Genomic DNA, 23,704 nt, shown 5'->3' with positions numbered 1-23,704 from the left:
TTATTGTGTTTTGTCGCCGCCCAACACGGTTTGCGGCTGCCATTTGCCGTCGACCACCCGGTACAGGGTGAAGCTCGGCTGTTGCAGGTTGCCCTGCGCATCGAAGGCAATGGCGCCGGTCACGCCCTGGTAATGTATGGCGCGCAGTTTCGGCAGGTAATCGGCCGGATTGGCCGAGCCGGCTTGTTCGATGGCGGCGATCAGCACCCGGGTGGCGTCGTAGGCGAAGGGCGCATGCAGTTCGATGTGGGTGTGGTAACGATCGCGGTAGGCTTGTTCAAACGCCTTGCCGCCCGGCATCTGTTCCAGCGGCAGCCCCGGCTCCAGCGCCACCACGCCTTCGCCTTCCCGCTGCGCCAGTGTCAGGAAGGTCTGGCTGACAAAGCCGCCGGCGCCCATCAGCTGTGCGTTCATGCCCAGCTGTTTCAGTTTGCGCGCCAGCGGCGCCGCCTGGGAGTCCACGCCGCCGAAGAAGATCAGATCGGCGTTTTTGCTGCGCACGGTGGTCAGCACGGCGCTGAAATCGACGGTCTTGTCGTCGACATACTCGCGGGTGACCGGCTGCACGCCCTGAGCCTGCAGCGATTTGATGAACTCATCCGCCAGGCCTTGGCCGAAGGCGGTGCGATCGTCGATTACCGCGATGCGCTGGGCTTTCAGCGTTTTCACCGCATATTGCCCGGCGTAGTTGCCGCCGTCGTCGTCGTGGCCCATCACGCGGAAGCTGGTGTCAAAGCCTTGCTGCGTGTAGCCGTGACCGGTCGCCACCGGCGCCACCTGAGCGATGCCGGCGTCGTGGTAGATGCGCGCCGCCGGGATGCTGGTGCCGGTGTTCCAGTGGCCGACCACGCCGGCGACGCCTTCGTCGACCAAGCGCTGCGCCACGGCCACGGCGGTGCGCGGGTCGGACTGATCGTCCTCGGACAGTAATTTGAAGGTGACCGGTTTGCCGTTCAGCGTCGGTTTCTGTGCGTTAGCGTCGGCGATCGCCAGCCGTGCGCCGTTTTCGAGATCTTTGCCGATGCGCGCGGAAGGGCCGGTCAGCGGCCCGGCCAGGCCGATCAGCACGGTGTCGTCCGCCAGCGCCGGGAGGCTCAGGATCATTGTCATGGCGGCCAGCGCCAACGGCTTGATGCGAATGTTCTGCTGCATGTCATACTCCTGGTGCGGTTAAAGGTAACAACGGTTATTCACCCAAATAGATCTGTTTGATTTTTTCATCGTCCAGCATGTCGGCGGAGCGGCCGCTGTGGCTCAGGCTGCCGCTGTCCAATACGTAGGCGCGATCGGTGGACGCCAGCGCCAGGCGGGCGTTCTGCTCGACCAACAGCAGCGTGACACCGTCACGGGCTAACTGCTTGATGACCGAGAAAATGGCCTCCACCACAATCGGCGCCAGCCCCATCGACGGTTCGTCCAATATCAGCAGCCGCGGGCGGCTGAGCAGCGCGCGGCCCATCGCCACCATCTGTTGTTCACCGCCGGAAAGCAGCCCGGCCGGTTGATGCAGGCGCTCGCTCAGCCGTGGGAAGGTGGCGCACACGCGTTCGAAATCTTGCCGCACCGCCGATGCGTCACGCCGCGCATAGGCGCCCAGCTGCAGGTTTTCTCGCACCGTCAGGCGGGTGAAAATGCCGCGTCCCTCCGGCACCATCACCAGCCCCTGTTGCAGCAAGCGGTGCGGCGGCATGCCGCGAATCGAACGGCCGTCGAACAGGATGTCGCCCTCAAACGGCTGCAGGCCGGTCAGCGCCCGCAGGCTGGAGGTTTTGCCCGCGCCATTGGCGCCGATCAGCGTCACCTGTTCGCCGGCGTTCACCGTGAAATCGATGCCTTTGACCGCATGAATGCCGCCATAAGACACTTTGAGTCGTTTAACGCTCAGCAGGGCTTCAGACATGCGCGCCACCTCCCAGATAGGCCTGAATGACCGCCGGTTCGCGCCGCACCTGCGCCGGTTCGCCTTCGGCGATCGCTTTACCGTAATCCAGCACCGTCAGCCGATCGCACAGACCCATCACCAGCTTGACGTCATGTTCAATCAGCAGCAGCGTTTTGCCGCTGTCGCGGATGCGCAGCAGCAGTTCGCGCAGCGCCACTTTTTCTCCGGCGTTCATGCCGGCCGCCGGTTCGTCCAGCGCCAGCAGCCGGGGCTCGGTCGCCAGCGCGCGGGCAATCTCCAGCCGCCGCTGATGGCCGTAGGCGAGATCGCCGGCGCGGTAATGAGCGAATTGGCTGATGCCGACGTACTCCAGCAGCGCATGAGATTTATCGCGCACCGCCTGTTCCTCCTCCCTGGCGCGACGGTGCCGGGCGATCGCCGCCCACAGGCCGTTGCGGGTGCGCACGTGGCAGCCGACCATCACGTTTTCCAGCACGCTCATTTCATTGAACAACCGCAGGTTTTGGAAGGTGCGGGCAATGCCGGCCTGCGCCACTTTGTCGATCGCCTGGGGTTTATAGCGCTGGCCCGCCAGGCGGAACTCGCCCGCGTCGGCGCGATACAGGCCGGTGATCAGGTTGAAGCAGGTGGTCTTACCGGCGCCGTTCGGCCCGATCAGGCCGTAGATTTCCCCCTGGCGGATGCTCATGCTGACGTCATCCACCGCCGTCAGGCCGCCGAAGCGTTTGCTGATATGGTGTAAAGCGAGCAGCGGTGTCATGCGGCGGTCCTCCCAGCATGGCGAGCCGGCCACAGGCCCGCCGGGCGATACAGCATCACCAGGATCAGCGCCAGGCCGTAAAACAGTTGGCGAATGATTTCCGGGTCGATCAGCACCTGGCCGAACAGCGCCTGCTGCAGCGGCCCCATGCTGCTGCGCAGCAGCTCCGGCAGGGCGGCCAGCAGCAGCGCACCCAGGATCACGCCGGGGATGTGCCCCATGCCGCCGAGCACCACCATCGCCAGTACGGCGATCGATTCCTGCAGAGTGAACGATTCCGGCGACACGAAGCCCTGAAACGCGGCAAACAACGCGCCGGCCACACCGCCAAAGGTGGCGCCGATGGCGAAGGCCAGCAGCTTGAAGTTGCGGGTATTGATGCCCATCGCCCGCGCGGCGTCCTCGTCTTCGCGGATCGCTGTCCATGCGCGGCCAATGCGCGAGTTTTGCAGCCGCAGGCTGATAAACAGGATCGCCAGCAGCAGCGCGGCGAACAGGTAGTAATAGAGATACAGCCCGGAGAAACGCACGCCGAACCACTCATGCATGCCGGAAAACTTCAGGCCGAACAGGCTGACCGGGTCGATGCCGGAAATGCCTTTAGGGCCGTTGGTGAGGTTGACCGGGCGATCGAGGTTACGCATCAGAATGCGCACGATCTCGCCGAAACCGAGCGTGACGATCGCCAGATAGTCGCCGCGCAGCCGCAGCGTCGGCGCGCCAAGCAGGATGCCGCACGCCGCCGCCAGCAGCGCCGCCAGCGGGATCAGCCACAGCATCGACAGGTGCAGCCCGTCGGGGAACCACTGCAGCAGCAGCGGGAATTGCTGCGTCAGATGCGATGATGACAGCAGCGCGGCCAAATAGGCGCCGACGGCGTAAAAGGCGATAAAACCCATGTCCAGCAACCCGGTCATGCCCACCACGATGTTCAGCCCGAGCGCCAGCATCAGGTACAGCAGGGCGAAGTCGACGACCCGCACCCAGTAGTTGCCGCCGGCGGCGCCCGCCACCCAGGGCGCCAGCAGCAGCGCGAGAATGAACAGCGTCAGCCCCAGCCTGGCGCGACGCGGCGTGGCCAGAGGAACGGGGGGAGTCAAAACGGTCATGGTGATGTCCTTATGCGCGCGTGGCGATACGTTCGCCCAAGAGCCCGGAGGGGCGGAAGACCAGCACGGCGATCAGCACCAGAAACGCGAACACGTCCTGGTAGTTGCTGCCGAACACGCCGCCGGTCAGCTCGCCGAGATAGCCGGTGCCCAGCGATTCGAACAGGCCTAGCAGCAATCCGCCGAGCATCGCGCCGCGCAGGTTGCCGATGCCGCCGAGCACGGCGGCGGTAAACGCCTTGATGCCCGGCAGAAAGCCCATCGAGAAACCGGCGTTGCCGTAGTTGCTGGCCATCATGATGCCGGCCACCGCCGCCAGCGCGCCGCCGAGCGCAAAGGTCAGAACGATGATGCGGTCAGGACTGATGCCCATCAGGCCGGCGACCTGCGGGTTTTCCGCCGTGGCGCGCATGGCGCGGCCGAAACGGCTGTGTTCGACCAGCAGCCAGAGGCCGGCCATGACCGCCACGGCCACCACCAGCGTGACGATCGCCGTGCCGGTGATCACCGCTGGCGCATGCCCGCCGCTGCCTGCAGTCAGGGCGATGGGGGTCATTGGCAGCAGCTGCGGAAACATCAGGGGATTGCGTGACCAGATCAGCATCGCCAGGGTTTGCAGCAGCAGCGAGACGCCGATGCCGCTGATCAGCGGAGCCAGGCGCGGCGCAGTGCGCAACCGGCGGTAGGCGAGACGCTCGATCGCCATCGAGGTAATGGCGCAGACCGCCATGGCGAACAGGGCCGCCAGCAGCAGCGTGGCGTACGGCGATAACGCGGGAAAGTGGTGTTGCAACACGCCGATCGCCGACAACGCGCTCAGCGCACCGACCATCAGCACGTCGCCGTGCGCGAAATTGATGATGCGCAGGATGCCGTACACCATGGTGTAACCGAGCGCGATCAGCGCATAGATGCTGCCGAGCATCAAACCGTTGACGGTTTGCTGTACCAGCGTATCCATAAGGAGAGTCCGGAGATAATGAGTCAGGAGGCTCACAGTAGAGAATTTAAAAAAATTGTAAAATACGGAAAAATACTTTCTTATACAAAAAACGAGTGATTTTAATACGTTGATTTTTATGTATATTGAACCCATCCCTTCAGTGTCGATTTCCCAAAAACAGTCAATATATGAAAAAAACAGAACAGTACGATGAGCCATTGCCGATGCTGCCGAACGATCCGCCGCTGCGCGCCGTGCGGGCGTTCGAAGCCATCGCGCGCCTGGGTGGCATCAGCGCGGCGGCTAACGAGCTGATGATTTCGCCTTCGGCGGTCAGTCATCAACTCAAAACGCTGGAGGCATTTTTGCAGATGCCGTTGACCGAACGGCAGGGGCGTAACCTGGTGCTGCGCAGCGAGGGGCGGGAGTATTACCGTTCGATTCGCTCGGCGTTCAACGTGCTGCGCCAGGCGACCGAACACGTGCGCGAGCAGTCCGCATCGCGGCAGGTCACCATCAGCCTGATCCCGCTGTTCGGCATGGGCTGGTTCATTCCGCGGCTGCGTGGCTTTTTGCGCGAAAATCCGGATATCGACATCAATGTGGTTTACGCCAACCACCGCAATTACCTGAGCGACGCCGCCGATCTGTCGATCCGCTTCGGGGTTGGGCAGTGGACCGGCTATCGCAGCGAAAAGCTGATGTCTGGCCAAATGGTGCCGGTGTGCAGCCGGGCATTCAGTAAACTGCACGGTTTGCTGGATACGCCGGATCAGCTGGCGACGCTGCCGCTGCTGCACGACGAGGAGCGCAATACCTGGATGCAATGGTTTCAGCTGGCCGGCGTTAAACGCCCGCTGCGCAGCATCGGGCCGATGTTTGAAGACGGATTGTTGACACTGGCGGCGGTGCAGGCGGGGCTAGGGTGCGCGTTGATGCGTGAACCGTTAATCGCCCAGTACCTTGAGAGCGGTGAGTTGATCAAAATGTTCGATCTGCCGATCGACGACGGCCGCGATTATTACCTGTGCGCTCGACTGGATAGCGAGCTGTCGCAGGAAGGCGAAAATCTGCGGCAATGGCTGCGGCGTGAGGCGGCGGCTCAGAACGTCGGGGCATAATCTACAACCAACGCGTCTTTCAGCACCTGGCGGCTTGCAGTAGAGTGCGGGTTCCTGTGTCGCGATAAGGTATGACGATGCTGTTCGATTTAAACCAGCAGGCGGCCGAACTGCCCGAGGCCTGGCGTTCTGCCGTGCTGGGCCGCGTCGGTGCGGCCAATATCAAAGTGCTGCGCATGGACGCGCGCAGCATTGCGGATGAAGTGCATGATTACAGCGAAGGATTGCTGGTGATCAGCGGCCACCTGCGGCTGCAGGTGGCGGGGGAAGTGGTGGTGGTGCGCGCCGGCCAGCTGTATCAGGCCGCGGCCGGCGTGCCGCATCGCGTGTTGCCGGGCAGCGAAGGCACGCTGGTGATTGTCGATCTGCCGGAGGATTAAGCGGCGCCCAGGACCGCCAGCGCCACCTTTACCGCTGCCAATAGCCGCTCTTCAGTGACGCCGTCACGTGCCTGAATCGACAGGCCGTGCAGGAAGACGGCGAAATAGTCACCCAGGCTGTCGGCGTCGGTATCGGCCGGCAATTCGCCGGTTTGCACCGCCTGCCGCAGCCGTTCGATGATCTGCTGCGTACGCTGCAACCGATGCTCTGCCAGCCAGGTTTTGAGCCCATCGTTTTCCGCACTGACGCTGGCGGCGGCGGAGACCACCATGCAGCCCTGCGGCAGATCTGGCCGGCTGTAGAGACGCACGGCATCTTCCAGGATACGTTGGATCGCCGGGCGAATGCCGCTTTCCTGCGCGAAGGCGCGATCGGCGAAGCCGCCTTCCTCGGTTTCGTAACTGGCGATTGCCTCGCGGAACAGCTGCTCTTTGGAGCCGAACGCCTTGTAGATGCGCGCGGAAGCAATGCCCAATTCCGCCACCAGATCCGACATCGAGGTGCCTTCGTAACCTTGCCGCCAAAATAAGTTTCGCGCCTTCAAGAGCGCCTGTTCGCGGTCGAACTCACGCGGTCTGCCAGCCATTCTCTGCTCCAATTTACCTGCCATTCAGCGACATAGGATCGCTTAAATCGGCGGGAATACCAATGTCTTTATAAATTTCGCTTGCGGTCATCGCGCCTTGCCTCTATTGTTTGTCAATCGACAACTAATAGGAGTTTACGATGAAAACCCTCAAAGGTCCAAGCCTGCATCTCGCGCAGTTCAGCGATGAGACAGCGCCGTTCAACAGCCTGCCGGCCATCGCCGAGTGGGCGGCGCAAACCGGTTTTACCGCCTTGCAGATCCCGGCCTGGGATCGGCGTTTATTTGACGTGGCCACCGCCGCGGAAAGCCAAACCTACTGCGACGATCTGACCGGCATGTTGGCGGAGCAGGGGTTGGTGGTCAGCGAATTGACCAGCCATATCTTCGGCCAGCTGATGGCGGTACACCCGGCTTACGATGCGCTGTTTGACAGCTTCGCGCCGCCGGCGCTGCAGGGCAATCCGCAGGCGCGCGGCGAGTGGGCGCGGCAGCAAATGCTGCTGGCGGTGAAGGCGTCGGCGCGGCTCGGGCTCAGCGAGCTGGGCACCTTTTCCGGTTCGCTGGCCTGGCCCTATCTGTTCCCGTTCCCACAGCGCCCGGAAGGATTGATCGACACCGCGTTCGACGAACTCGCCAAACGCTGGCTGCCGGTGCTCGACGCCTGCGAAGAACAGGGCATCAACCTGTGTTATGAAATTCACCCGAGTGAGGATCTGCACGACGGCGTGACGTTCGAGAGGTTTCTTGAGCGCGTCGGTAACCACCCGCGTTGTCGGGTGCTGTTCGATCCGAGCCATATGGTGCTGCAGCAGCTTAACTATCTGGAGTTTATCGATATCTATAAGGACGTTATCGGCATGTTCCACGTCAAGGACGCCGAGTTCAATCCGACCGGTCGCCAGGGCATTTACGGCGGCTATCAATCCTGGATCGATCGCGCCGGCCGCTTCCGCTCGCTGGGCGACGGCCAGGTTGATTTCAACGGCATCTTTTCGCGCCTGACGCAGTACGGCTATTCGGGCTGGGCGGCATTGGAGTGGGAATGTTGCCTAAAAACCCGCAGGACGGCGCGCGCGAAGGCGCAGCCTTCATTCGCGATCGCATTATCCGCGTCACCGACAAAGTGTTCGATGACTTCGCCGGTGCGCCGGTCAGCCCGCAGCAGATCAACGCCTTGCTCGGCATTCGCTGAGCCCAATCCTTAAGGGAGTCACCCCATGCAATATCGACAGAACGAGGTCCCGTTGGCGGATCTCGCGGCGGAACACGTCTATCTCCAGGTCAACGGCCGGCGCCTTCACTGCGTGGTGGCCGGTGAAGGGCGGCCGGTGCTGCTGATCCCCGGCTGGCCGCAAACCTGGTACACCTGGCGCCATGTGATGCAAGCGCTGGCGGCGGCCGGTTTTCAGGCGATCGCCGTCGATCCGCCGGGCATCGGCGATTCTGACAAGCCCGCTGGCGGCTACGACACCGGCAGCGTCGGCGCGGCGCTGCACACAATGATGGCGCAACTGGGCCATGGACGTTACCAACTGGTTGGCCACGACATCGGCATGTGGATCGGTTACGCCATGGCGAGCGATTTCCCGCAGGCGGTGGAGCGTCTGGTGCTGACGGAGGCCGTGATCCCCGGGCTGGCGCCGCCGCCGCCGATTTTCGTTGCGCCGGAGGAGAACATCTTCCTGTGGCATTTCATGTTCAACCAGCTGGCGGATTTGCCGGAGACCCTGACCCAGGGGCGCGAACGGGAGTATCTTGGCTATATCTTCAACCGCTGGTCCTATCGGCGCGATCGGGTGGCGGCGGAGGTGTATATCGCCGCCTATTCGGCACCGGGCGGCCTGCGCGCCGGATTCGACTATTACCGGGCGATCCCGGAGACCGTGCGGCAGAACCGGCTGCGCGCCGCTACGCCCTTGACGATGCCGGTGTTGACGGTGGGAGCGGAGCACGCCACCGGCGACGCGCCGCTGACGACGCTACAGGGCAATGCGCACGATCTGCGGGGCGAAACCGTCGCCGGCTGCGGCCATTTCATCACCGAGGAGTGTCATGAGGAATTTATTGCACTGATTACGTCATTCCTGGCGGGAGAGCCGTATGCCGCTTGATGAACGCATCGCCGCCTTTTTGACGGCATCGGCCGACGTGCCACCGCCCGCTTCGCTGGCGGCAATGCGCGCGGCCACGGAAACCGGTTTACGCCAGCTGCAGGGCGAGGCGGAACCGAGCGGCGGCGTCAGGGACCATACGGTGGTCGCCGCCGATGGACACCGGATTGCACTGCGCGCCTATCTACCGGCGGGGGAAAACGGCACGACCGCGCAGCCGGCGATGCTGTTCGCCCACGGCGGCGGCTGGTGCCTCGGCTCACTGGCGTTGTACGATCGGCCCTGTCAGGCGTTGGCTAACGCCACCGGCCGGGTGATCCTGTCGGTTGACTATCGTCTGGCGCCGGAATACCCGTTTCCACAGCCGCTGGAAGATGTCTATCAGGCGCTCTGCTGGGTGGCGCAACGGGCGCCGCAGTTGGGGATTGACGCGCAGCGCCTGGCAGTGGGCGGTGATAGCGCAGGGGGCAATCTGGCGGCGGCGGTCGCACTGTTGGCGCGGGATCGCAGCGGCCCGTACATCGAACGTCAGCTGCTGCTGTACCCGGCGCTCAGCCGCGAGATGACGACGACGAGCTATCACGAGTTTGCCGAGGGGCACTTTCTGACGCGCGACGCGATGGGGTTTTGTTGGCAGCAGTATCTGGGCCAGCGGCGCGATCCCGGCGCGGAACCGTTGTATGCCGCCACGCTGCGCGGGTTACCGCCGGCCACCATCCTGAGCTGCGAATACGATCCGCTGCGCGATGAGGCCGAACAGTATGCGCAGCGGCTGCGTGAGGCGGGCGTGTCGGTGCGCTGCGAACGGTTGCCGGGCATGGTGCATGCCTGTATTCACATGCTGGGGCTGACCCCGGCGGCGCGGCAGCTGTTCGAACTGGCCGGTGAGTAAAAAAAAGCCCCGCATTGCGGGGCTTCTGGCTATTCATCTGCCGGGCGATTATCGGCCGGCGACGGTGACAAAGCGCGTTTCCAGGTAGGATTCGATCGCTTCGCTGCCGCCTTCGGTGCCGTGACCGGAGTCTTTCACGCCGCCAAACGGTGTTTCCGGCAGGCCGAAACCGATGTGGTTGATGCTCAGCATGCCGCTCTCCACGTCGCGCCCTAGCGCATTGACCGTGGCGATGTTGCGGCTGTAAGCGTAGGCGGCCAGGCCGTACGGCAGGCGGTTGGCTTCGGCGATCGCCTCGTCATAGGTGGCGAATGGGCGCAGCAGGGCGACCGGGCCAAACGGCTCTTCCGACATGGCGCGCGCGGTCAGCGGCACGTCGCGCAGCACCGTCGGCTCGAAGAAGTTGCCTTTGCCCGCCACGCGTTTGCCGCCGGTGCTGGCCTTCGCCCCGTGGGCGATAGCGTCCTGCACCAGCGCCTCGATATTGTCGACGCTGCGGCCCAACACCATCGGCCCCATCGTCACGCCGTCTTCCAGCCCGTTGCCGAGCTTGAGCTCACGCACCGCGGCGGTGAATTTCTCCACGAAGGCCTCATAAACGCCTTGTTGGATCAGGAAGCGGGTCGGGGCGATACAGACCTGGCCGGCGTTGCGGAACTTGGACTGCGCCAGCTCTTTGGCCGCCGCGTCGAGATCGGCATCGTCGAAGATCAGCACCGGCGCGTGGCCGCCCAGCTCCATGGTGGCCTTTTTCATATGCTGGCCGGCCAGCGCCGCCAAATGCTTGCCCACGCGAGTGGAGCCGGTGAAGGAGATCTTGCGAATGGTCGGATGGGGGATCAGGTATTCCGAAATGTCCGCCGGGGTGCCATACACCAGCGCGATCACCCCGGCCGGAATACCGGCGTCGGCGAAGGCTTTGATCAGTTCAGCCGGTGAGGCCGGCGTTTCTTCCGGACCTTTGACGATGATGGAACAGCCCGCCGCCAGCGCGGCGGACAGCTTGCGCACGATCTGGTTGATCGGGAAGTTCCACGGCGTGAAGGCGGCCACCGGGCCGACCGGCAGTTTCAGGGTTTGCTGCTGCACGTCGCGAGCGCGGGACGGAATAATCTGCCCGTAGGTGCGGGTGGCTTCGCCGGCGAACCACTCGATAACGTCGGCGGCGTTGAGAATTTCGATTTTGGCCTGCGCCACCGGCTTACCCTGTTCCTGCGTCATGACGGCGGCGATGGCGTTGGCGCGTTCGCGCAGCAACGCCGCGGCTTTGCGCATCAGATTGGCGCGCTGGTGCGCGGCGGTGTCGCGCCAGACGTTAAATCCGCGCTCGGTGGCGGCCAGCGCCAGATCGAGATCCTCTGTGGCGGCGTGCGCCACTTGACCGATTATCTCGTCGGTGGCGGGGTTGGTGACCGGCAGGGTTTTCCCGGCCAGTGCGTTGCGCCAGTGTCCATCGATATACAGTTGAGTATCCGGATACATTGTTGCCTCTTGTTTGCGGAGTGTCAGGGGCCGATGAGCTTCGCGATGCGGCGCGCCTGAAAGGGACAGGGACCTTAACCCTACGCCGAATGGCGGCGATCGTCCAGGCGAGGGGCACGAAAGCGCCAGGGCGGCTACTCAACCGGCGATGTTTTGGCTATGCTGAGCAGATTGTCAGCACGGACGAGGAGGTCGGGTGCAAGGGGTACCACAACAGTTTCCGTTCGAGAAGGATTGCGCACAGTTCCGGCATTTGTCACATCTGCCGGGCGTCGAACTCTATCAGGCGCACATCGAGCGCTATGCCTTCGAGCCGCATACCCACGACGCCTTCGCCATCGGCACCGTAGACACCGGGGCGGAGCGTTTCCGCTATCGCGGCGCGCAGCATCTGGCGGCGCCGGGCGCGCTGGTGCTGATGAACCCGGACGAACTGCATACCGGCGAAGCCGAAACGCCGGGCGGCTGGTGTTACCGCATGCTCTATCTGGCGCCCGAGGCGCTGGAGCAGCTGTCCGGCGATCGGAGCCAGTGGTTTACCGATGCAGTGCGCCACGATCCGCGGGCGGCGCAGCGCCTGTCCGCCATTCTCGCCACGCTGTGGCAAACCGACGATCCGCTCACGCTCGACGGCCTGCTGCTTGAGGCGGTCGAGCTGTTGCACCCGCACATCCGCACCGGGCAGCGGGAAAAAGCCGAAGCGGCGCATCGTTTCGAGGTGGTGAAAAGCTACCTGCACGATAACTTCGCTGAGGCGGTGACCCTCAGCCAACTGGCCGAGCTGGTATCGCTCAGCCCGTACCATTTCCTGCGCAAGTTCAAGGCCGAATATCACGTTTCGCCGCAGCAGATGCTGATGGCGATCCGGCTGTCGCAGGCCAAACGCATGCTGGAGCGCGGCATGACCGCCGCACAGGTGGCGGCGGCGGCGGGGCTGACCGATCAGGCGCACCTGACGCGCGCCTTCGCCAATCGTTACGGCGTCACGCCAGTGCGTTTCCAGAAACAGGTGAAATTGGGCTAAAACAGCAACCTGCTACAATAATTCCTCCCCGCGTTTTCGTTATTCTGCCGCTGTCTTGTCGGGCGGGTTGGCCGCGCCGGCCGTTTGTCGGAGTCGTTATGTTCATTGGCGTTGTGTTTGCCCTGGCCGCCGGGCTGATGTGGGGACTGATTTTCGTCGGCCCGCTGCTGGTGCCGGATTATCCCGCCGCGCTGCAGTCCACCGGGCGCTATCTGGCCTTCGGGCTGATCACCTTGCCGCTGGCGTGGTTCGATCGCCGCCGCCTGCGCAAGCTGCGGCGCCAGGATTGGCTGGAAGCGCTCAAGCTGACGGCCATCGGCAATCTGCTGTACTACCTGTGCCTGGCCAGCGCCATTCAGCGTACCGGCGCACCGGTATCGACCATGATCATCGGCACCTTGCCGGTGGTGATCGCCATCTGCGCCAATCTGTTTTACGGCCGGCACGACGGGCGCCTGGCCTGGAGCAAGCTGGCGCCGGCGCTGCTGCTGATCGTCTGCGGGTTAGCGTGCGTAAACATCGCCGAACTGCGCGGCAACGCGCTGCCGATCGACGGCTGGCGCTATCTCAGCGGCCTTGGGCTGGCCGCGTTGGCGGTGGCGTGCTGGACCTGGTTCCCGCTGCGCAATTCGCGTTGGCTGCGGGAGAACCCGACGCAGCGGCCGGCCACCTGGGCCACGGCGCAGGGGCTGGTGACGCTGCCGCTGGCGCTGCTGGGCTATCTGGCGGTCTGCGGCCAATTGGCGCTGAGCGAACCGGCGTTTGCCTTGCCGTTCGGCCCGCGCCCCGAGGTATTTATCCCCCTGATGCTGGTTATCGGCGTGTTCTGCTCCTGGCTGGGGGCGCTGTGCTGGAACGAAGCCAGCCAGCGGCTGCCGACGGTGTTGGTGGGGCCTCTTATCGTGTTCGAAATTCTGGCGGGGTTGGCCTATACCTTTCTGCTGCGCCAGGCCTGGCCGCCGCTGCTGACATTGGCCGGCATCGTCTGCCTGATCGCCGGCGTGGTGTATGCCATGCGTATCAAGCCGCAGCCGGTGGTGGTGGCGTTGGAGGACAAGCTGGGGTGACGCCCGCCGCGAAGGCGGGCATGGGGGTTAACGCTTGCTGTGGTGAATGATCTCTTCGGCCACGTTGCGCGGCGCTTCGGCGTAGTGGCTGAACTCCATGGTGTAGGTGGCGCGGCCCTGCGACATCGATCGCAGGGTCGTCGAGTAGCCGAACATCTCGGACAGCGGCACCTTGGCGCGAATTTCCTTGCCGCCGCCGCCCGGGATCTCTTCCATGCCTTGCACCAGACCGCGGCGTGAGGAGAGGTCGCCCATCACGTTGCCGGCGTAATCTTCCGGCGTTTCCACTTCTACCGACATGATCGGCTCAAGGATCACCGGATCCGCCAGGCGGCAGGCCTCCTTGAAGCCGAAGATCGCCGCCATGCGGAACGCCTGTTCCGACGAGTCGACGTCATGGTAAGAACCGAAGGTCAGGTGTACCTTGACGTCCACCACCTGATAACCGGCCAGCACGCCGTTATTGAGCGCCTCGAGCACGCCTTTTTTCACCGCCGGGATAAATTCGCCCGGAATGACGCCGCCCTTGATCTCATCGAAGAATTCGAAGCCTTTGCCGGGGTCGTTGGGTTCGACGGTCAGCACCACGTGGCCGTATTGCCCTTTACCGCCGGACTGGCGCACGAACTTGCCTTCCACGTCGGTTACCCGTTTGCGGATGGTTTCGCGGTACGACACCTGCGGCTTGCCGGTGGTAGTCTCCACCCCGAACTCGCGGCGCATGCGATCGACGATGATCTCGAGGTGCAGCTCGCCCATGCCGTAGATAATGGTTTGGCCGGATTCTTCATCGGTGCGCACGCGGAACGACGGATCTTCCGAAGAGAGACGCTGCAGCGCGATGCCCATTTTCTCCTGGTCGCCCTTGGTCTTTGGCTCGATCGCCTGGGCGATCACCGGCTCGGGGAAGGTCATGCGTTCCAGCGTGATGATGGCGCCAGGGTCGCACAGCGTATCGCCGGTGGTGACGTCCTTCATGCCAACGCAGGCGGCGATATCACCGGCGTGCAGTTCGTCGATGTCCTTACGATCGTTGGCGTGCATCTGCACGATGCGGCCGATGCGTTCCTTTTTACCCTTGATCGGGTTGTAAACGCTGCTGCCTTTGGCCAGCACCCCGGAGTAGACGCGCACGAAAGTCAGCTGGCCGACGAACGGGTCGGTCATCAGCTTGAACGCCAGCGCCGAGAATTTTTCATTATCGTCGGCTTTGCGGGTGATGATTTCATCGTGTTCACCGTGGCCCTCCATCGGCGGCACGTCGAGCGGCGAGGGCATCAGTTCAATTACCGCATCCAGCATGCGCTGCACCCCTTTGTTGCGGAACGCAGAGCCGCACAGCATCGGCTGGATTTTGCCGGCGACGGTGCGCACCCGCAGCCCGTGAACGATCTCCTCTTCGCTCAGCGGCACCTGGTTGAGGTATTTCTCCATCAGTTCTTCCGACGCTTCGGCGGCGGCCTCAATCATGTTTTCACGCCACTCCTGTGCCGAGTCGCGCAGCTCTGCCGGGATCTCTTCGAAGCTGAAGTTCATGCCCTGCGAGGCCTCGTCCCACAGAATGGCTTTCATCCGCACCAGATCCACCACGCCGCTGAAGTGATCTTCGGCGCCGATAGGGATAACGATAGGCACCGGGTTGGCTTTCAGGCGCTCGATCATCATTTTGCGCACGCGGAAAAAATCCGCGCCGATGCGGTCCATCTTGTTGACGAACGCCAGCCGCGGCACTTTGTACTTGTTGGCCTGGCGCCAGACGGTTTCCGACTGCGGCTGCACGCCGCCCACCGAGTCATAGACCATCACGGCGCCGTCCAGCACGCGCATCGAACGCTCCACTTCAATGGTGAAATCGACGTGCCCGGGGGTGTCGATGATATTGATGCGGTGCTGCGGATAATTATGCTGCATGCCGTTCCAGAAGCAGGTGGTGGCCGCCGAGGTGATGGTGATGCCGCGCTCCTGTTCCTGCGCCATCCAGTCCATGGTCGCCGCGCCGTCATGCACTTCACCCAGCTTGTGGCTGACCCCGGTGTAAAACAGAATCCGCTCGGTGGTGGTGGTCTTGCCGGCATCGATATGCGCGGAGATGCCGATATTGCGGTAACGTTCGATAGGGGTGGTGCGAGCCATAATTAACCTTTCTTAGCCGCATGAAGGAGAGCGGCTTAAACAGCATGGATAATGATGATAATCCTCATAGGGTTATCCGCCGGATCGCAGAGCCTCGCTCTGGTCACAAACTAATCGTAGTTGAAGGCGTTAGTTTTTTTAAGCGATGGCTGTGATAGATGAAAGTTTGCGCGCATAACGGCGCCGGTGCAGAAAAGGGCGAAAAAAAAAGGCCCGTAACGGGCCTGTTGTCGTAGGGCGCATTCGCCGCTTATTTGCGGCCCAGCAGGAAGCCGAAAACGATGCCGACCGCTGCTGCAACGGCTACGCCGGCCAGCGGGTTGGCTTCCACCTGCGTTCTTACGCTGTCCGCTGCGTCACGGGCGGCATAGCTGGCCTGGGAGGCGTATTTGCGCGCCGCGCCGCGCACCTGATGCTCCGGCGAATCAACGGCTTTGCCGAACGCTTCTTGTACCGCGCCTGCGGCTTCATTGGCTTTGTCTTCCGCTTTACCAAACATGCTGCTCTCCTGTTCCTTGTGGGTTAACGAACACTAAGCCTAGCAGGTGAATGGCATTTTTTGCAGCATTCTGTGCGTTATAAGATCAATCTGAGCAAAGAAAAGTCTTTCCATACGCACGGCGTCGGCTTCACCCGCGCGTTTTTTTATGTTCTATTGGCTAGCGGTTTAACCGAGTATCTTTACCCTTTGACCGATTCGTTGAGTTGAAAGGACTCCCCATGTCAGTACTGCGTATTCTGGCGCTGTTCGCCGCGACCGCCGCCGCGTTGCCCGCCCTGGCCAAGCCGGCGGCTCACGGCATGGCGGTCGAGAACGGCATTCGTTGGCAATCTTGTCTCAACAGCGGTTTTCAGCGCTGGTTCGATGAGGCGCCACCGCCGGGGCTGCGCTGCGGTTACCTCGAGGTGCCGTTAGCCTACGCCACGCCGCCCGCCCATGCGGCGCAGGCGGGCGAACAGACCGTGCGTCTGGCACTGACCCTGCAGCCCGCTACCGGGCCGAAAAAGGGCAGCGTAGTAATGATCAGCGGGGGCCCAGGCCTGCCGGGCATCAACCCCTATCTGGGCAACGACGCCCACGTCGCCAGACTGCGAAAATCCTACGATATCATCGGTTACGATCCGCGCGGCGTCGGTCAGTCGACGCCGAAAATTTCTTGTCAGCTGGCCGAAGGCGACGAAACCCCGACGCCGGACGATAACGACGTTGCCGGCGCGGAGAATCAGACGCGCACCCTGATTGCCGCCTGCATCAAACAGACCGGCGCGGACGTGTTGCAACACATCGGCACCGACGAGGCGGTCAACGATCTGAACGCGATCCGCCACGCGCTGGGCGAACCGGGGCTGACGGCGGTGGCATACTCTTACGGCACCAAGGTGGCGGCGCTGTATGCCGAACGTTTTCCGAAGAAGACGCGCGCGCTGGTGCTGGACGGGGTGGTGGATCTGGCGGAGGACGACTTCACCCAGCGCATGAACCAGGAGCGGGGCTTCCAGCAAAGCTTCCTGCGCTTCGCCGCCTACTGCGGCAAAACCGACAGCTGCCAGCTGGGCGGCGGCGCTAATCAGGCGCTGCAGCGCTATCATGCCTTACTGCGCAAGCTGCACGATCAACCGTTCGTCACTGCGGCGGGCTATGAAATCTCCGCCGACGATGTGCTGACGGTCACGCGTTCGCTGCTGCTGTGGCCGGAGCGCTGGCATGAGCTGGCGACCGTGCTGCGTCAACTCGATGCCGGCATCGCCGGGCAGCAGGTTTCCGATCTGATTGACGAAAGCTATTCGCCGGATGCCGATGATGCCCTGAACGTCATCACTTGCGCCGACGTCGCCAACCCGACGGCCGATCCGCAGCAGTTGCGCAGGCAGCGGCAGGAGATCAATACCGCCGCTTTGTACGCTCACTACCTGCCGCTACACGAGTATCCGCTGGAAATGTGCGATCTATGGCCGTACCGCGGCAAAGATCGGCCGCACACCCCGGTGGCGTCCGCCGCGCTGCCGCCGCTGCTGTTCGTCGCCCAGCGCTACGATCCGACCACGCCGTACCGCAACGCCCAGGTGATGGCCGCCGCCTTTAAAAGCCCGCTGATCACCCGCGAACGCGACGGACATACGCTGGCGCTGAACGGCATCGACAGCTGCGTTGACGAAAGCGTGGTGGAGTATCTGCTGGCGCCGAAAAAGCCGCGCCGCGACAAGGTTTGCCGCTGAGGAGGCCGGGGGCAGCCCGGCCTCTTTTCTTGTTTACCTCCGTTCTTTCGCCACTATTTCGTTGATAATGAAAGAAATTCAATACCGCTTTTGGTTATGACTCATAGCGATTAATGATTTAATTTATTCCACTGCCTCATTGCATATTGAACGCGATAAAACACTCATCAGGGATATCGACGTGAAATATTCATTCAATAGCAAGAAATTGGCTGGTTTAATCATCCTGGCTTTTAACGCGACGGTCGCACAGGCGGCCGAGGTGCCGGCGGGCGCTAAACTGGCGGCGGCGCAAGAACTGGTGCGCGCCAACGGGTATGAACCGGCGACGCTGGATCCAAACCTGGCCGAGAGCAATGTGGAGTTCTACATCTTCAACGATCTGTTCGAAGGCTTGCTGCGCGTCGGAAAAGACGGCGAAGTGATCCCGGCGCTGGCACAGAAGTGGGAGCACCAGGGCAACGTCTGGACTTTCCATCTGCGGCCGCAGGCCAAGTGGTCGAACGGCGATCCGGTCACCGCCGACGATTTCGTCTACAGTTGGCAGCGCCTCACCGATCCGAAAACCGCGTCGCCGTACGGCAGCTATCTGGCTTCGGCCTACGTGCTGAACGCGGCGGCGATCAACGCCGGCAGCAAGCCACCGAGCGAGCTGGGCGTCAAGGCGCTGGATGCGCACACCCTGCAGGTGACGCTGTCGGAGCCCAACTCCTATCTGCTCAAACAACTGGTGCATTTTCCGGTCTTGCCGGTTAACCGCAAGGTGGTGGAGCAGTACGGCAAAAACTGGACTCAACCGGCGCATTTTGTCGGCAACGGCGCGTTCCGCCTCAGCCAGTGGGTGGTGAACGAAAAGGTGGTGGTGGAACGCAATCCGCAGTATTGGGACAACGCCAACACCGTGCTCAACAAGGTGACGTTCTTGCCGATACAGGGATTCCCGGAAGTGGCGCGTTTTCGCGCCGGCGAGGTGGAATTGGGGTATACCACGCCGCCGGAGCTGTATCAGCAGCTGAAAAAAACGCTCGGTGAGCAACAGCTGGTGACCTATCCGCTGCTCTCCACCAGCTATTTCGCCTTCAACAACCGCCAGGCGCCGTTCAACGACGTGCGGGTGCGTCAGGCGCTGAATCTGGCGCTGGATAAAGAGATCATCGCCGGCAAGGTGCTGGGATATGGCCAGCAGCCGGCCTGGACCTTTACCCCAACGGGGGCGGGCGGCTATCGCCTGCAGCCCGGCGCCGCGGCCGGCTGGACGCCGGAACAACGGCACGCCCAGGCGAAGCAACTGCTGGCGCAGGCCGGTTTCAACGCCGAGCATCCGCTGCGCTTTACCGTGCTGTACAGTAACGACGCCACCATCAAGAAGATCGTCATCGCCGCCGCCGCCATGTGGAAAAAGAACCTCGGGGTAGAGGCCACCTTGCAAAGCCAGGAGCGTAAAGTGACGCTGGATAATATCAACCGCGGGCAGTACGGCGTGGCCTTTACTCGATGGCTGGCGGATTACAACGATCCGTCTACTTTCCTGAACGTGTTCCGTTCCGACAGCAGCGAAAACAGCCCCAAATACCGCAATCCGGAGTACGACCGCATTCTGCATCAGGCGACGGCGGCGCCGACACCGCAGCAGGTGCAGCAGTATTTCCAGCAGGCCGAGGCGGTGCTGGCCGTCGATACGCCGGTCGCGCCGGTGTACTACGAAGCCAACGCCACGCTGGTCAAACCTTACGTGAAGGGGATCGACTTTACCCGTCAGGGCGCGCTATACGATAAAAACGTCTACATTCTCGCGCACTGAGAAATAAAAAAACGGCTGATTTATATCAGCCGTTTTTATAGATTCACATTTAATAAAATTATCCTAAATACTCCATAAACGACGGGCAATCTTTTCTTCCCGCCGGATAAAACAACGCCTATACTGCGCCGGTAGTTTATATGCAGTATCTCGTTTGGCGAGGCTCCTATACAAACACAGGTTACTGATCTGACGACATCGAGAGATGCCCAAGGTTAAGACAGGCTTTATCGGATTAAGGTTCAGCCCAAAGTAACTTCCGAGCAACAATTCGGATACGTTGTATAGTGCTAAAACCTGGACGCGGAGATAGGCAGTCTGCACTCCCTCTGTGGTTACGCCCCTATGCGATTCGCTGTTGAAGTTCACAACAGAAATAGGGACTGACAAAATGATCAAGTCACATCAATACTCTTCTTCTCCGGCGCTGCGCGCGACTGAAACTCTCGATGAAACTTCAGTTGCCGGTTATATGAACGCCGATTTTATTACCGTTCCCGCGACGATGACGGTCACGCATGCCCGGGAATATTTACTTTCGCAGCTAAAAACGGACGAAATTCCCACCCGGGTCTTTATTACCGCGGACGACTATCATTTGCGCGGCACGCTGTCGGTGAAAAAACTGCTGCAGTGCGACGATGAGGACAAAGCGGTCGGCGTAATGATGGATTACAGCTATTTCCAGGTTTCACCCGACGACGATCGCAATGACGTGGCGCATCTGCTGGGCAAAGGCGGTTTGGACGTGGTGCCGGTCGTGGCGAACAACACGCTGGTCGGCGTGCTGGGCGAGCGCGAGATCGCTCGGCTGGTCGAAGATGAAAACACCGAAGACGCGCAGCGTCAGGGCGCGAGCCTGCCGCTGGACAAGCCTTATCTGGAGACCAGCCCGTGGGCGCTGTGGCGCAAACGCTCGGTGTGGCTGCTGATGTTGTTCGTGGCCGAAGCTTACACCGGCAACGTGCTGAAAGCGTTTGAAGATCAGCTCGAAGCGGCGATTGCGCTGGCGTTCTTCATCCCGTTGCTGATCGGCACCGGCGGCAACAGCGGCACCCAGATCACCTCGACGCTGGTGCGTGCTATGGCGCTGGGCGAGGTCAGCCTGCGCAATCTGGGCGCGGTGATCCGCAAAGAGGTCACGACCTCGCTGCTGATCGCCGTCACCATCGGTCTGGCGGCCTGGGTGCGCGCCTGGATCATGGGCGTCGGCATGGAGGTGACGCTGGTGGTCAGCCTGTCGCTGGTGGCGATCACCGTGTGGAGCGCCATTGTTTCGTCGATCATTCCGATGCTGCTGAAACGGCTCGGTATCGATCCGGCGGTGGTGTCGGCGCCGTTTATCGCCACCTTTATCGACGGCACCGGCCTGATTATTTATTTCAAAATCGCCCAGCACGTCCTGGGAATTTAAACGGGTCCCGCGCTTGAAAGCGCGGGAATGTTGCCAAAAAGAGGAGGACGTTAAAAAACCATGGATACCGACCAACCCCGATATTTAACGCAAGGGGCTTTTATCGATAACATTTAACCTGAGGACAAAATAATGGGAAACATGACTATTTTTATGGGATTCCTGGCAATGATCAGCTCGCTGGGCCTGTTGGCGGCCTATATGAGCACCAAATGGGATGATTGATGAACGCTAAAGATCCGCCTAGATGCATCCTCCCCGTAACCGCTATTTATTATGGGGAGGATTTAGTGGCGCGCTGAACGCGCGGCCTGATACGGGAGTTGATAATAATGACGATTCTTATTTTGGGATTGCTCTACGCCATTTTAATGATCTCGGTGGGCGTTAATGAGATTTATTTTTATTCCACCGGAAAATCCAATTTTCTTACTAGCCTCATGCTGACATTCTCTGGCAGTATGCTGCTGATCGCCTTTGTCTGGCAATTATCCGCTAAAGTAAAAAAATAAATCACCGTCTGAATGTGAGCAGCATCATGCAGAATGAAAAACAGGCCGTGGCCAGAAACTCGATGATTGCCAGCGGGGTGCTGGCCACGGGCAAATTCGTCGCCGGCATTTTTACCGGCAGTATTGGCCTGATATCCGAAGGGATCCACTCTTTCACCGATTTTATCGCCACCAGCATCACTTGGCTGGCGGTGCGCATCAGCGATAAACCCGCCGATGACGATCACCACTTCGGCCACGGCAAAGTGGAAAACCTGGCGGCGCTGTTCGAAGTGCTGTTGTTGCTGGGCGCCGCCGGTTGGATTGTCTATGAGGCGGGCAGCAGCCTGCTCGGGCAACCGCATGAGATCGTCGCGGCGCCGGTGGTGATCGCGGTGTTGCTGATCTCCATCTGCGTCGATTTCTTCCGCGTGCGGGCGCTCAACCGCGTCGCCAAAGCCACCGACAGCGCGGCGCTGGAGGCGGATGCGCTGCATTTCTTCTCCGACATGCTTTCATCCGGCGTGGTGCTGCTGGGCATGGTGTTTGTGCTGCTAGGCTTTGGCCGTGCGGACGCCATCGCCGCGCTGATCGTCGCCGGTTTTATCTTTGTCGCCGCAATCAAGCTCGGTAAACGCTCCTTCGATTCGTTGATGGATACTGCGCCCGCCGGAGCCACCGAAGCGATTCGCGCCACGCTGGACAGCTTTCCGGCGGTGCTGGCCTGCGACAGCGTGCGCATTCGCAACGCCGGCGCCGTAATGTTTGTCGAGATCACGGTGGCGGTGTGCCGCACCTTGCCGCTGGAGCGCATCGATACGTTGAAGCGAGAAATCATCGAACGGCTGCGGGAGCAGTACGCCAGGGCGGAATTCACTGTCATCGCGGTGCCGCAGACCCGCAGCGACGAAGACATGGCGACCCGCATTCGGGCGATTGCCGCCAACCACGGCGCGCAGGTGCAGAATGTGACCTTGCAGCAGTTGCCGACGCGTATGGCGATCGGCATGGATTTGGCGGTGCCGGCCCACGTCAGCGTGGCGCAGGCGCATGACATCGCCACGGAAATAGAAGGGATCCTGCGCCAGGCGATCGGCGAAGACACTGAAATAGAGACGCACCTGGAGCCGCAGACGCCGCACTGGCTGACCAGCGAGGATGTCGATGCGGTGGAGCTGGCCGCTATTCGCCGTATCCTGCAATCGGCGCTGGAGCAGGGGGAGAATGTGCAAGACGTACACAACATCCGTGCGCGCAAGACCGACGGCGGCATCATCGTCAACTTCCACTGCCGCGTGTCGCCGGTGGTAACCATCGCCGCCGCGCACGATGCGGTCGATCGGGTCGAGCGGCGGCTGCGCGCGCTTTATCCGGCCATCACGCGCGCGATAGGGCACGTCGAGCCGATCAAGCCCGGCATTTGAATCAGCGCGGCCAACTGCGGATAGAGCACCGCGTTGGCCAGCAGCAGCGGGTTGCCGCGCCGCAGCCCGTTGTTGTGCATAAAGTCATTCGCCACGCCGCCGGCTTCGCGCGTCAGCACCAGTCCAGGCAGACTGTCCCAGGCATTCATGTGCGGTTCGTAATAGCCCAGCAGCCGTCCGGCGGCCACCTGGGCGGTCATCAACGCGCCGGAGCCGCTGCGCACAAACATTCCTCCCGCCTGCAGCAGGCGACAGAGAAAGCCGCTGAATTCCGCCGCCGAGGCGCGCGGTGATATCCCGACGCCCATCACGCCATCCGCAACGCTGCGCCCGGCATGCACGCCTATCGGTTCCCCGTTGAGGAAGGCGCCGCCGCCGCGGCAGGCGCGGAACATCTCGCGGTGGTTGGGATCGTAGACCACACCGATCGTCGGCTCGCCGTCGATCACCACGCCTATCGCGATACACCAGGTATGCAATCCGTTCAGGAAGCAGGCGGTGCCATCGATAGGATCGACGACCCAAACGCAGGCGGCGTGCTCGCCGCTGCTGCCGCTCTCTTCGCCGAGAAAGCCATCCTGGGGAAACCGGCGATTGATCATGCGGCGGATCAGCGCTTCGACGCGGCGGTCGGCTTCGCTGACCACGTCCTGCAGCCCCTGTTTAAAGTCGACCGCCAGGCTTTGCCGCCGTTGATAAAAACTGAAAGCGAGATCGGCGGCGGCGCGGGCGATCTCACGCGCGAAGCGGTAGCGCGCCTCGATGTCCCGTGGGGAAAGTGAAGTCATGGCAGGCTCGATAGCAAAGAACGAATCGATTTACCCTGCCATAAAAGGATGAAA

Annotated in this window: 22 protein-coding genes, 1 pseudogene and 1 riboswitch; of the genes and pseudogenes, 13 read left to right on the top strand and 10 right to left on the bottom strand. The window is 61.9% G+C overall.

Features of this window, described 5'->3' with window-relative positions:
• The 5 genes from FOT55_RS18010 to FOT55_RS17990 form a co-directional block, all read right to left on the bottom strand.
• Complete coding sequence (locus tag FOT55_RS18010; RefSeq protein WP_406882405.1) at positions 1 to 1,110, bottom strand: branched-chain amino acid ABC transporter substrate-binding protein; 1,110 nt, start codon at positions 1,108 to 1,110, stop codon at positions 1 to 3.
• Positions 1,111 to 1,186: 76 nt separating this feature from the next.
• Positions 1,187 to 1,900 carry an ABC transporter ATP-binding protein gene (locus FOT55_RS18005; protein WP_043143459.1) on the bottom strand — a complete coding sequence of 238 codons (714 nt, stop codon included), beginning with the start codon at positions 1,898 to 1,900 and terminating at the stop codon, positions 1,187 to 1,189.
• Entirely contained in the window at positions 1,893 to 2,663 is a 771-nt protein-coding gene (locus FOT55_RS18000; RefSeq protein ID WP_033643185.1) for an ABC transporter ATP-binding protein, read from the bottom strand. The genes FOT55_RS18005 and FOT55_RS18000 overlap by 8 nt, the downstream gene beginning before the upstream one ends.
• Positions 2,660 to 3,772: an ABC transporter permease subunit gene (locus tag FOT55_RS17995; protein WP_147823842.1), complete on the bottom strand. Its 1,113-nt coding sequence runs from the start codon at positions 3,770 to 3,772 to the stop codon at positions 2,660 to 2,662. The genes FOT55_RS18000 and FOT55_RS17995 overlap by 4 nt, the downstream gene beginning before the upstream one ends.
• Positions 3,773 to 3,782: 10 nt before the next feature.
• Positions 3,783 to 4,733 (bottom strand): branched-chain amino acid ABC transporter permease, encoded by a 951-nt coding sequence (locus FOT55_RS17990; protein WP_049205650.1) that lies wholly within the window; start codon positions 4,731 to 4,733, stop codon positions 3,783 to 3,785.
• 170 nt (positions 4,734 to 4,903) lie between these two features.
• On the opposite strand from FOT55_RS17990, the gene FOT55_RS17985 reads away from it, so the two are divergent.
• Together FOT55_RS17985 and FOT55_RS17980 are read left to right on the top strand one after the other, a co-directional pair.
• On the top strand, positions 4,904 to 5,836 hold the full coding sequence (locus FOT55_RS17985; protein WP_043143466.1) for a LysR substrate-binding domain-containing protein: 933 nt from the start codon (positions 4,904 to 4,906) through the stop codon (positions 5,834 to 5,836).
• A gap of 77 nt (positions 5,837 to 5,913) precedes the next feature.
• The gene (locus tag FOT55_RS17980) at positions 5,914 to 6,216 is read left to right on the top strand and encodes a cupin domain-containing protein (RefSeq protein ID WP_043143548.1); all 303 of its coding nucleotides are present in this window, start codon (positions 5,914 to 5,916) and stop codon (positions 6,214 to 6,216) included.
• Here FOT55_RS17980 and FOT55_RS17975 read toward each other — a convergent pair.
• The gene (locus FOT55_RS17975) at positions 6,213 to 6,803 is read right to left on the bottom strand and encodes a TetR/AcrR family transcriptional regulator (protein WP_147823841.1); all 591 of its coding nucleotides are present in this window, start codon (positions 6,801 to 6,803) and stop codon (positions 6,213 to 6,215) included. The genes FOT55_RS17980 and FOT55_RS17975 overlap by 4 nt on opposite strands.
• A gap of 140 nt (positions 6,804 to 6,943) precedes the next feature.
• Here FOT55_RS17975 and FOT55_RS17970 point away from each other — a divergent pair.
• From FOT55_RS17970 to FOT55_RS17960, 3 genes and pseudogenes are all read left to right on the top strand, one after another.
• A pseudogene (locus FOT55_RS17970) lies at positions 6,944 to 7,998 on the top strand (sugar phosphate isomerase/epimerase family protein).
• Between the two features lie 25 nt (positions 7,999 to 8,023).
• Positions 8,024 to 8,917 carry an alpha/beta fold hydrolase gene (locus FOT55_RS17965; protein ID WP_147823840.1) on the top strand — a complete coding sequence of 298 codons (894 nt, stop codon included), beginning with the start codon at positions 8,024 to 8,026 and terminating at the stop codon, positions 8,915 to 8,917.
• Positions 8,907 to 9,809, top strand: a complete 903-nt coding sequence (locus FOT55_RS17960; RefSeq protein ID WP_147823839.1) for an alpha/beta hydrolase — start codon at positions 8,907 to 8,909, stop codon at positions 9,807 to 9,809. Before FOT55_RS17965 ends, FOT55_RS17960 begins: the two co-directional genes overlap by 11 nt.
• A gap of 48 nt (positions 9,810 to 9,857) precedes the next feature.
• Here the strand turns inward: FOT55_RS17960 and FOT55_RS17955 are convergent, their stop codons facing one another.
• Positions 9,858 to 11,291, bottom strand: coding sequence for an NAD-dependent succinate-semialdehyde dehydrogenase (locus FOT55_RS17955; RefSeq protein ID WP_147823838.1), 1,434 nt, complete (start codon positions 11,289 to 11,291; stop codon positions 9,858 to 9,860).
• A 196-nt stretch (positions 11,292 to 11,487) separates the two neighbouring features.
• Between FOT55_RS17955 and FOT55_RS17950 the strand changes: the two genes are divergently transcribed.
• Together FOT55_RS17950 and FOT55_RS17945 are read left to right on the top strand one after the other, a co-directional pair.
• Complete coding sequence (locus FOT55_RS17950) at positions 11,488 to 12,315, top strand: AraC family transcriptional regulator (protein ID WP_147823837.1); 828 nt, start codon at positions 11,488 to 11,490, stop codon at positions 12,313 to 12,315.
• Between the two features lie 98 nt (positions 12,316 to 12,413).
• Complete coding sequence (locus FOT55_RS17945; RefSeq protein ID WP_147823836.1) at positions 12,414 to 13,382, top strand: DMT family transporter; 969 nt, start codon at positions 12,414 to 12,416, stop codon at positions 13,380 to 13,382.
• A gap of 27 nt (positions 13,383 to 13,409) precedes the next feature.
• On the opposite strand, the gene fusA is transcribed toward FOT55_RS17945, so the two are convergent.
• Positions 13,410 to 15,515 carry an elongation factor G gene (gene fusA / locus FOT55_RS17940; protein ID WP_147823835.1) on the bottom strand — a complete coding sequence of 702 codons (2,106 nt, stop codon included), beginning with the start codon at positions 15,513 to 15,515 and terminating at the stop codon, positions 13,410 to 13,412.
• Between the two features lie 250 nt (positions 15,516 to 15,765).
• Positions 15,766 to 16,014, bottom strand: coding sequence for a CsbD family protein (locus FOT55_RS17935; RefSeq protein WP_016927634.1), 249 nt, complete (start codon positions 16,012 to 16,014; stop codon positions 15,766 to 15,768).
• Between the two features lie 221 nt (positions 16,015 to 16,235).
• Here FOT55_RS17935 and FOT55_RS17930 point away from each other — a divergent pair, with 221 nt between their 5' ends.
• The 6 genes from FOT55_RS17930 to FOT55_RS17905 all read left to right on the top strand — a co-directional run bounded on the left by FOT55_RS17930 (position 16,236) and on the right by FOT55_RS17905 (position 22,862).
• Complete coding sequence (locus FOT55_RS17930) at positions 16,236 to 17,732, top strand: alpha/beta hydrolase (RefSeq protein WP_043143479.1); 1,497 nt, start codon at positions 16,236 to 16,238, stop codon at positions 17,730 to 17,732.
• Between the two features lie 181 nt (positions 17,733 to 17,913).
• On the top strand, positions 17,914 to 19,533 hold the full coding sequence (locus FOT55_RS17925; RefSeq protein ID WP_147823834.1) for an ABC transporter substrate-binding protein: 1,620 nt from the start codon (positions 17,914 to 17,916) through the stop codon (positions 19,531 to 19,533).
• 142 nt (positions 19,534 to 19,675) lie between these two features.
• Positions 19,676 to 19,849, top strand: a riboswitch (M-box (ykoK) riboswitch).
• Between the two features lie 75 nt (positions 19,850 to 19,924).
• Positions 19,925 to 20,947, top strand: a complete 1,023-nt coding sequence (locus FOT55_RS17920) for a magnesium transporter (protein ID WP_025302916.1) — start codon at positions 19,925 to 19,927, stop codon at positions 20,945 to 20,947.
• Positions 20,948 to 21,079: 132 nt separating this feature from the next.
• Complete coding sequence (mgtS, locus tag FOT55_RS17915; protein ID WP_004938109.1) at positions 21,080 to 21,172, top strand: protein MgtS; 93 nt, start codon at positions 21,080 to 21,082, stop codon at positions 21,170 to 21,172.
• Between the two features lie 107 nt (positions 21,173 to 21,279).
• Positions 21,280 to 21,459 carry a hypothetical protein gene (locus FOT55_RS17910; RefSeq protein ID WP_025302915.1) on the top strand — a complete coding sequence of 60 codons (180 nt, stop codon included), beginning with the start codon at positions 21,280 to 21,282 and terminating at the stop codon, positions 21,457 to 21,459.
• 26 nt (positions 21,460 to 21,485) lie between these two features.
• On the top strand, positions 21,486 to 22,862 hold the full coding sequence (locus FOT55_RS17905; RefSeq protein ID WP_060433122.1) for a cation diffusion facilitator family transporter: 1,377 nt from the start codon (positions 21,486 to 21,488) through the stop codon (positions 22,860 to 22,862).
• Here FOT55_RS17905 and FOT55_RS17900 read toward each other — a convergent pair.
• Positions 22,805 to 23,650, bottom strand: a complete 846-nt coding sequence (locus tag FOT55_RS17900) for an inositol monophosphatase family protein (RefSeq protein ID WP_147823833.1) — start codon at positions 23,648 to 23,650, stop codon at positions 22,805 to 22,807. The genes FOT55_RS17905 and FOT55_RS17900 overlap by 58 nt on opposite strands.
• Between the last annotated feature and the right edge of the window lie 54 nt (positions 23,651 to 23,704).

Source organism: Serratia bockelmannii, from assembly GCF_008011855.1.
GTDB classification, from domain to species: Bacteria; Pseudomonadota; Gammaproteobacteria; order Enterobacterales; family Enterobacteriaceae; genus Serratia; species Serratia bockelmannii.
This window is presented reverse-complemented; position numbering and strand designations above follow the sequence as displayed.

Bases quoted from the DNA above. Each gene is read 5' to 3' on its own strand.
- FOT55_RS17930 (WP_043143479.1), top strand. From the start codon at position 16,236: ATGTCAGTACTGCGTATTCTGGCGCTGTTCGCCGCGACCGCCGCCGCG.
- FOT55_RS17995 (WP_147823842.1), bottom strand. From the start codon at position 3,772: ATGACCGTTTTGACTCCCCCCGTTCCTCTGGCCACGCCGCGTCGCGCC.
- FOT55_RS17990 (WP_049205650.1), bottom strand. From the start codon at position 4,733: ATGGATACGCTGGTACAGCAAACCGTCAACGGTTTGATGCTCGGCAGC.
- FOT55_RS17980 (WP_043143548.1), top strand. From the start codon at position 5,914: ATGCTGTTCGATTTAAACCAGCAGGCGGCCGAACTGCCCGAGGCCTGG.
- fusA (WP_147823835.1), bottom strand. From the start codon at position 15,515: ATGGCTCGCACCACCCCTATCGAACGTTACCGCAATATCGGCATCTCC.
- FOT55_RS17965 (WP_147823840.1), top strand. From the start codon at position 8,024: ATGCAATATCGACAGAACGAGGTCCCGTTGGCGGATCTCGCGGCGGAA.
- FOT55_RS17955 (WP_147823838.1), bottom strand. From the start codon at position 11,291: ATGTATCCGGATACTCAACTGTATATCGATGGACACTGGCGCAACGCA.
- FOT55_RS18000 (WP_033643185.1), bottom strand. From the start codon at position 2,663: ATGACACCGCTGCTCGCTTTACACCATATCAGCAAACGCTTCGGCGGC.
- FOT55_RS17945 (WP_147823836.1), top strand. From the start codon at position 12,414: ATGTTCATTGGCGTTGTGTTTGCCCTGGCCGCCGGGCTGATGTGGGGA.
- FOT55_RS17910 (WP_025302915.1), top strand. From the start codon at position 21,280: ATGACGATTCTTATTTTGGGATTGCTCTACGCCATTTTAATGATCTCG.
- FOT55_RS17985 (WP_043143466.1), top strand. From the start codon at position 4,904: ATGAAAAAAACAGAACAGTACGATGAGCCATTGCCGATGCTGCCGAAC.
- FOT55_RS17900 (WP_147823833.1), bottom strand. From the start codon at position 23,650: ATGACTTCACTTTCCCCACGGGACATCGAGGCGCGCTACCGCTTCGCG.
- FOT55_RS17935 (WP_016927634.1), bottom strand. From the start codon at position 16,014: ATGTTTGGTAAAGCGGAAGACAAAGCCAATGAAGCCGCAGGCGCGGTA.
- FOT55_RS17905 (WP_060433122.1), top strand. From the start codon at position 21,486: ATGCAGAATGAAAAACAGGCCGTGGCCAGAAACTCGATGATTGCCAGC.
- mgtS (WP_004938109.1), top strand. From the start codon at position 21,080: ATGGGAAACATGACTATTTTTATGGGATTCCTGGCAATGATCAGCTCG.
- FOT55_RS18005 (WP_043143459.1), bottom strand. From the start codon at position 1,900: ATGTCTGAAGCCCTGCTGAGCGTTAAACGACTCAAAGTGTCTTATGGC.
- FOT55_RS17920 (WP_025302916.1), top strand. From the start codon at position 19,925: ATGATCAAGTCACATCAATACTCTTCTTCTCCGGCGCTGCGCGCGACT.
- FOT55_RS17975 (WP_147823841.1), bottom strand. From the start codon at position 6,803: ATGGCTGGCAGACCGCGTGAGTTCGACCGCGAACAGGCGCTCTTGAAG.
- FOT55_RS17960 (WP_147823839.1), top strand. From the start codon at position 8,907: ATGCCGCTTGATGAACGCATCGCCGCCTTTTTGACGGCATCGGCCGAC.
- FOT55_RS18010 (WP_406882405.1), bottom strand. From the start codon at position 1,110: ATGACAATGATCCTGAGCCTCCCGGCGCTGGCGGACGACACCGTGCTG.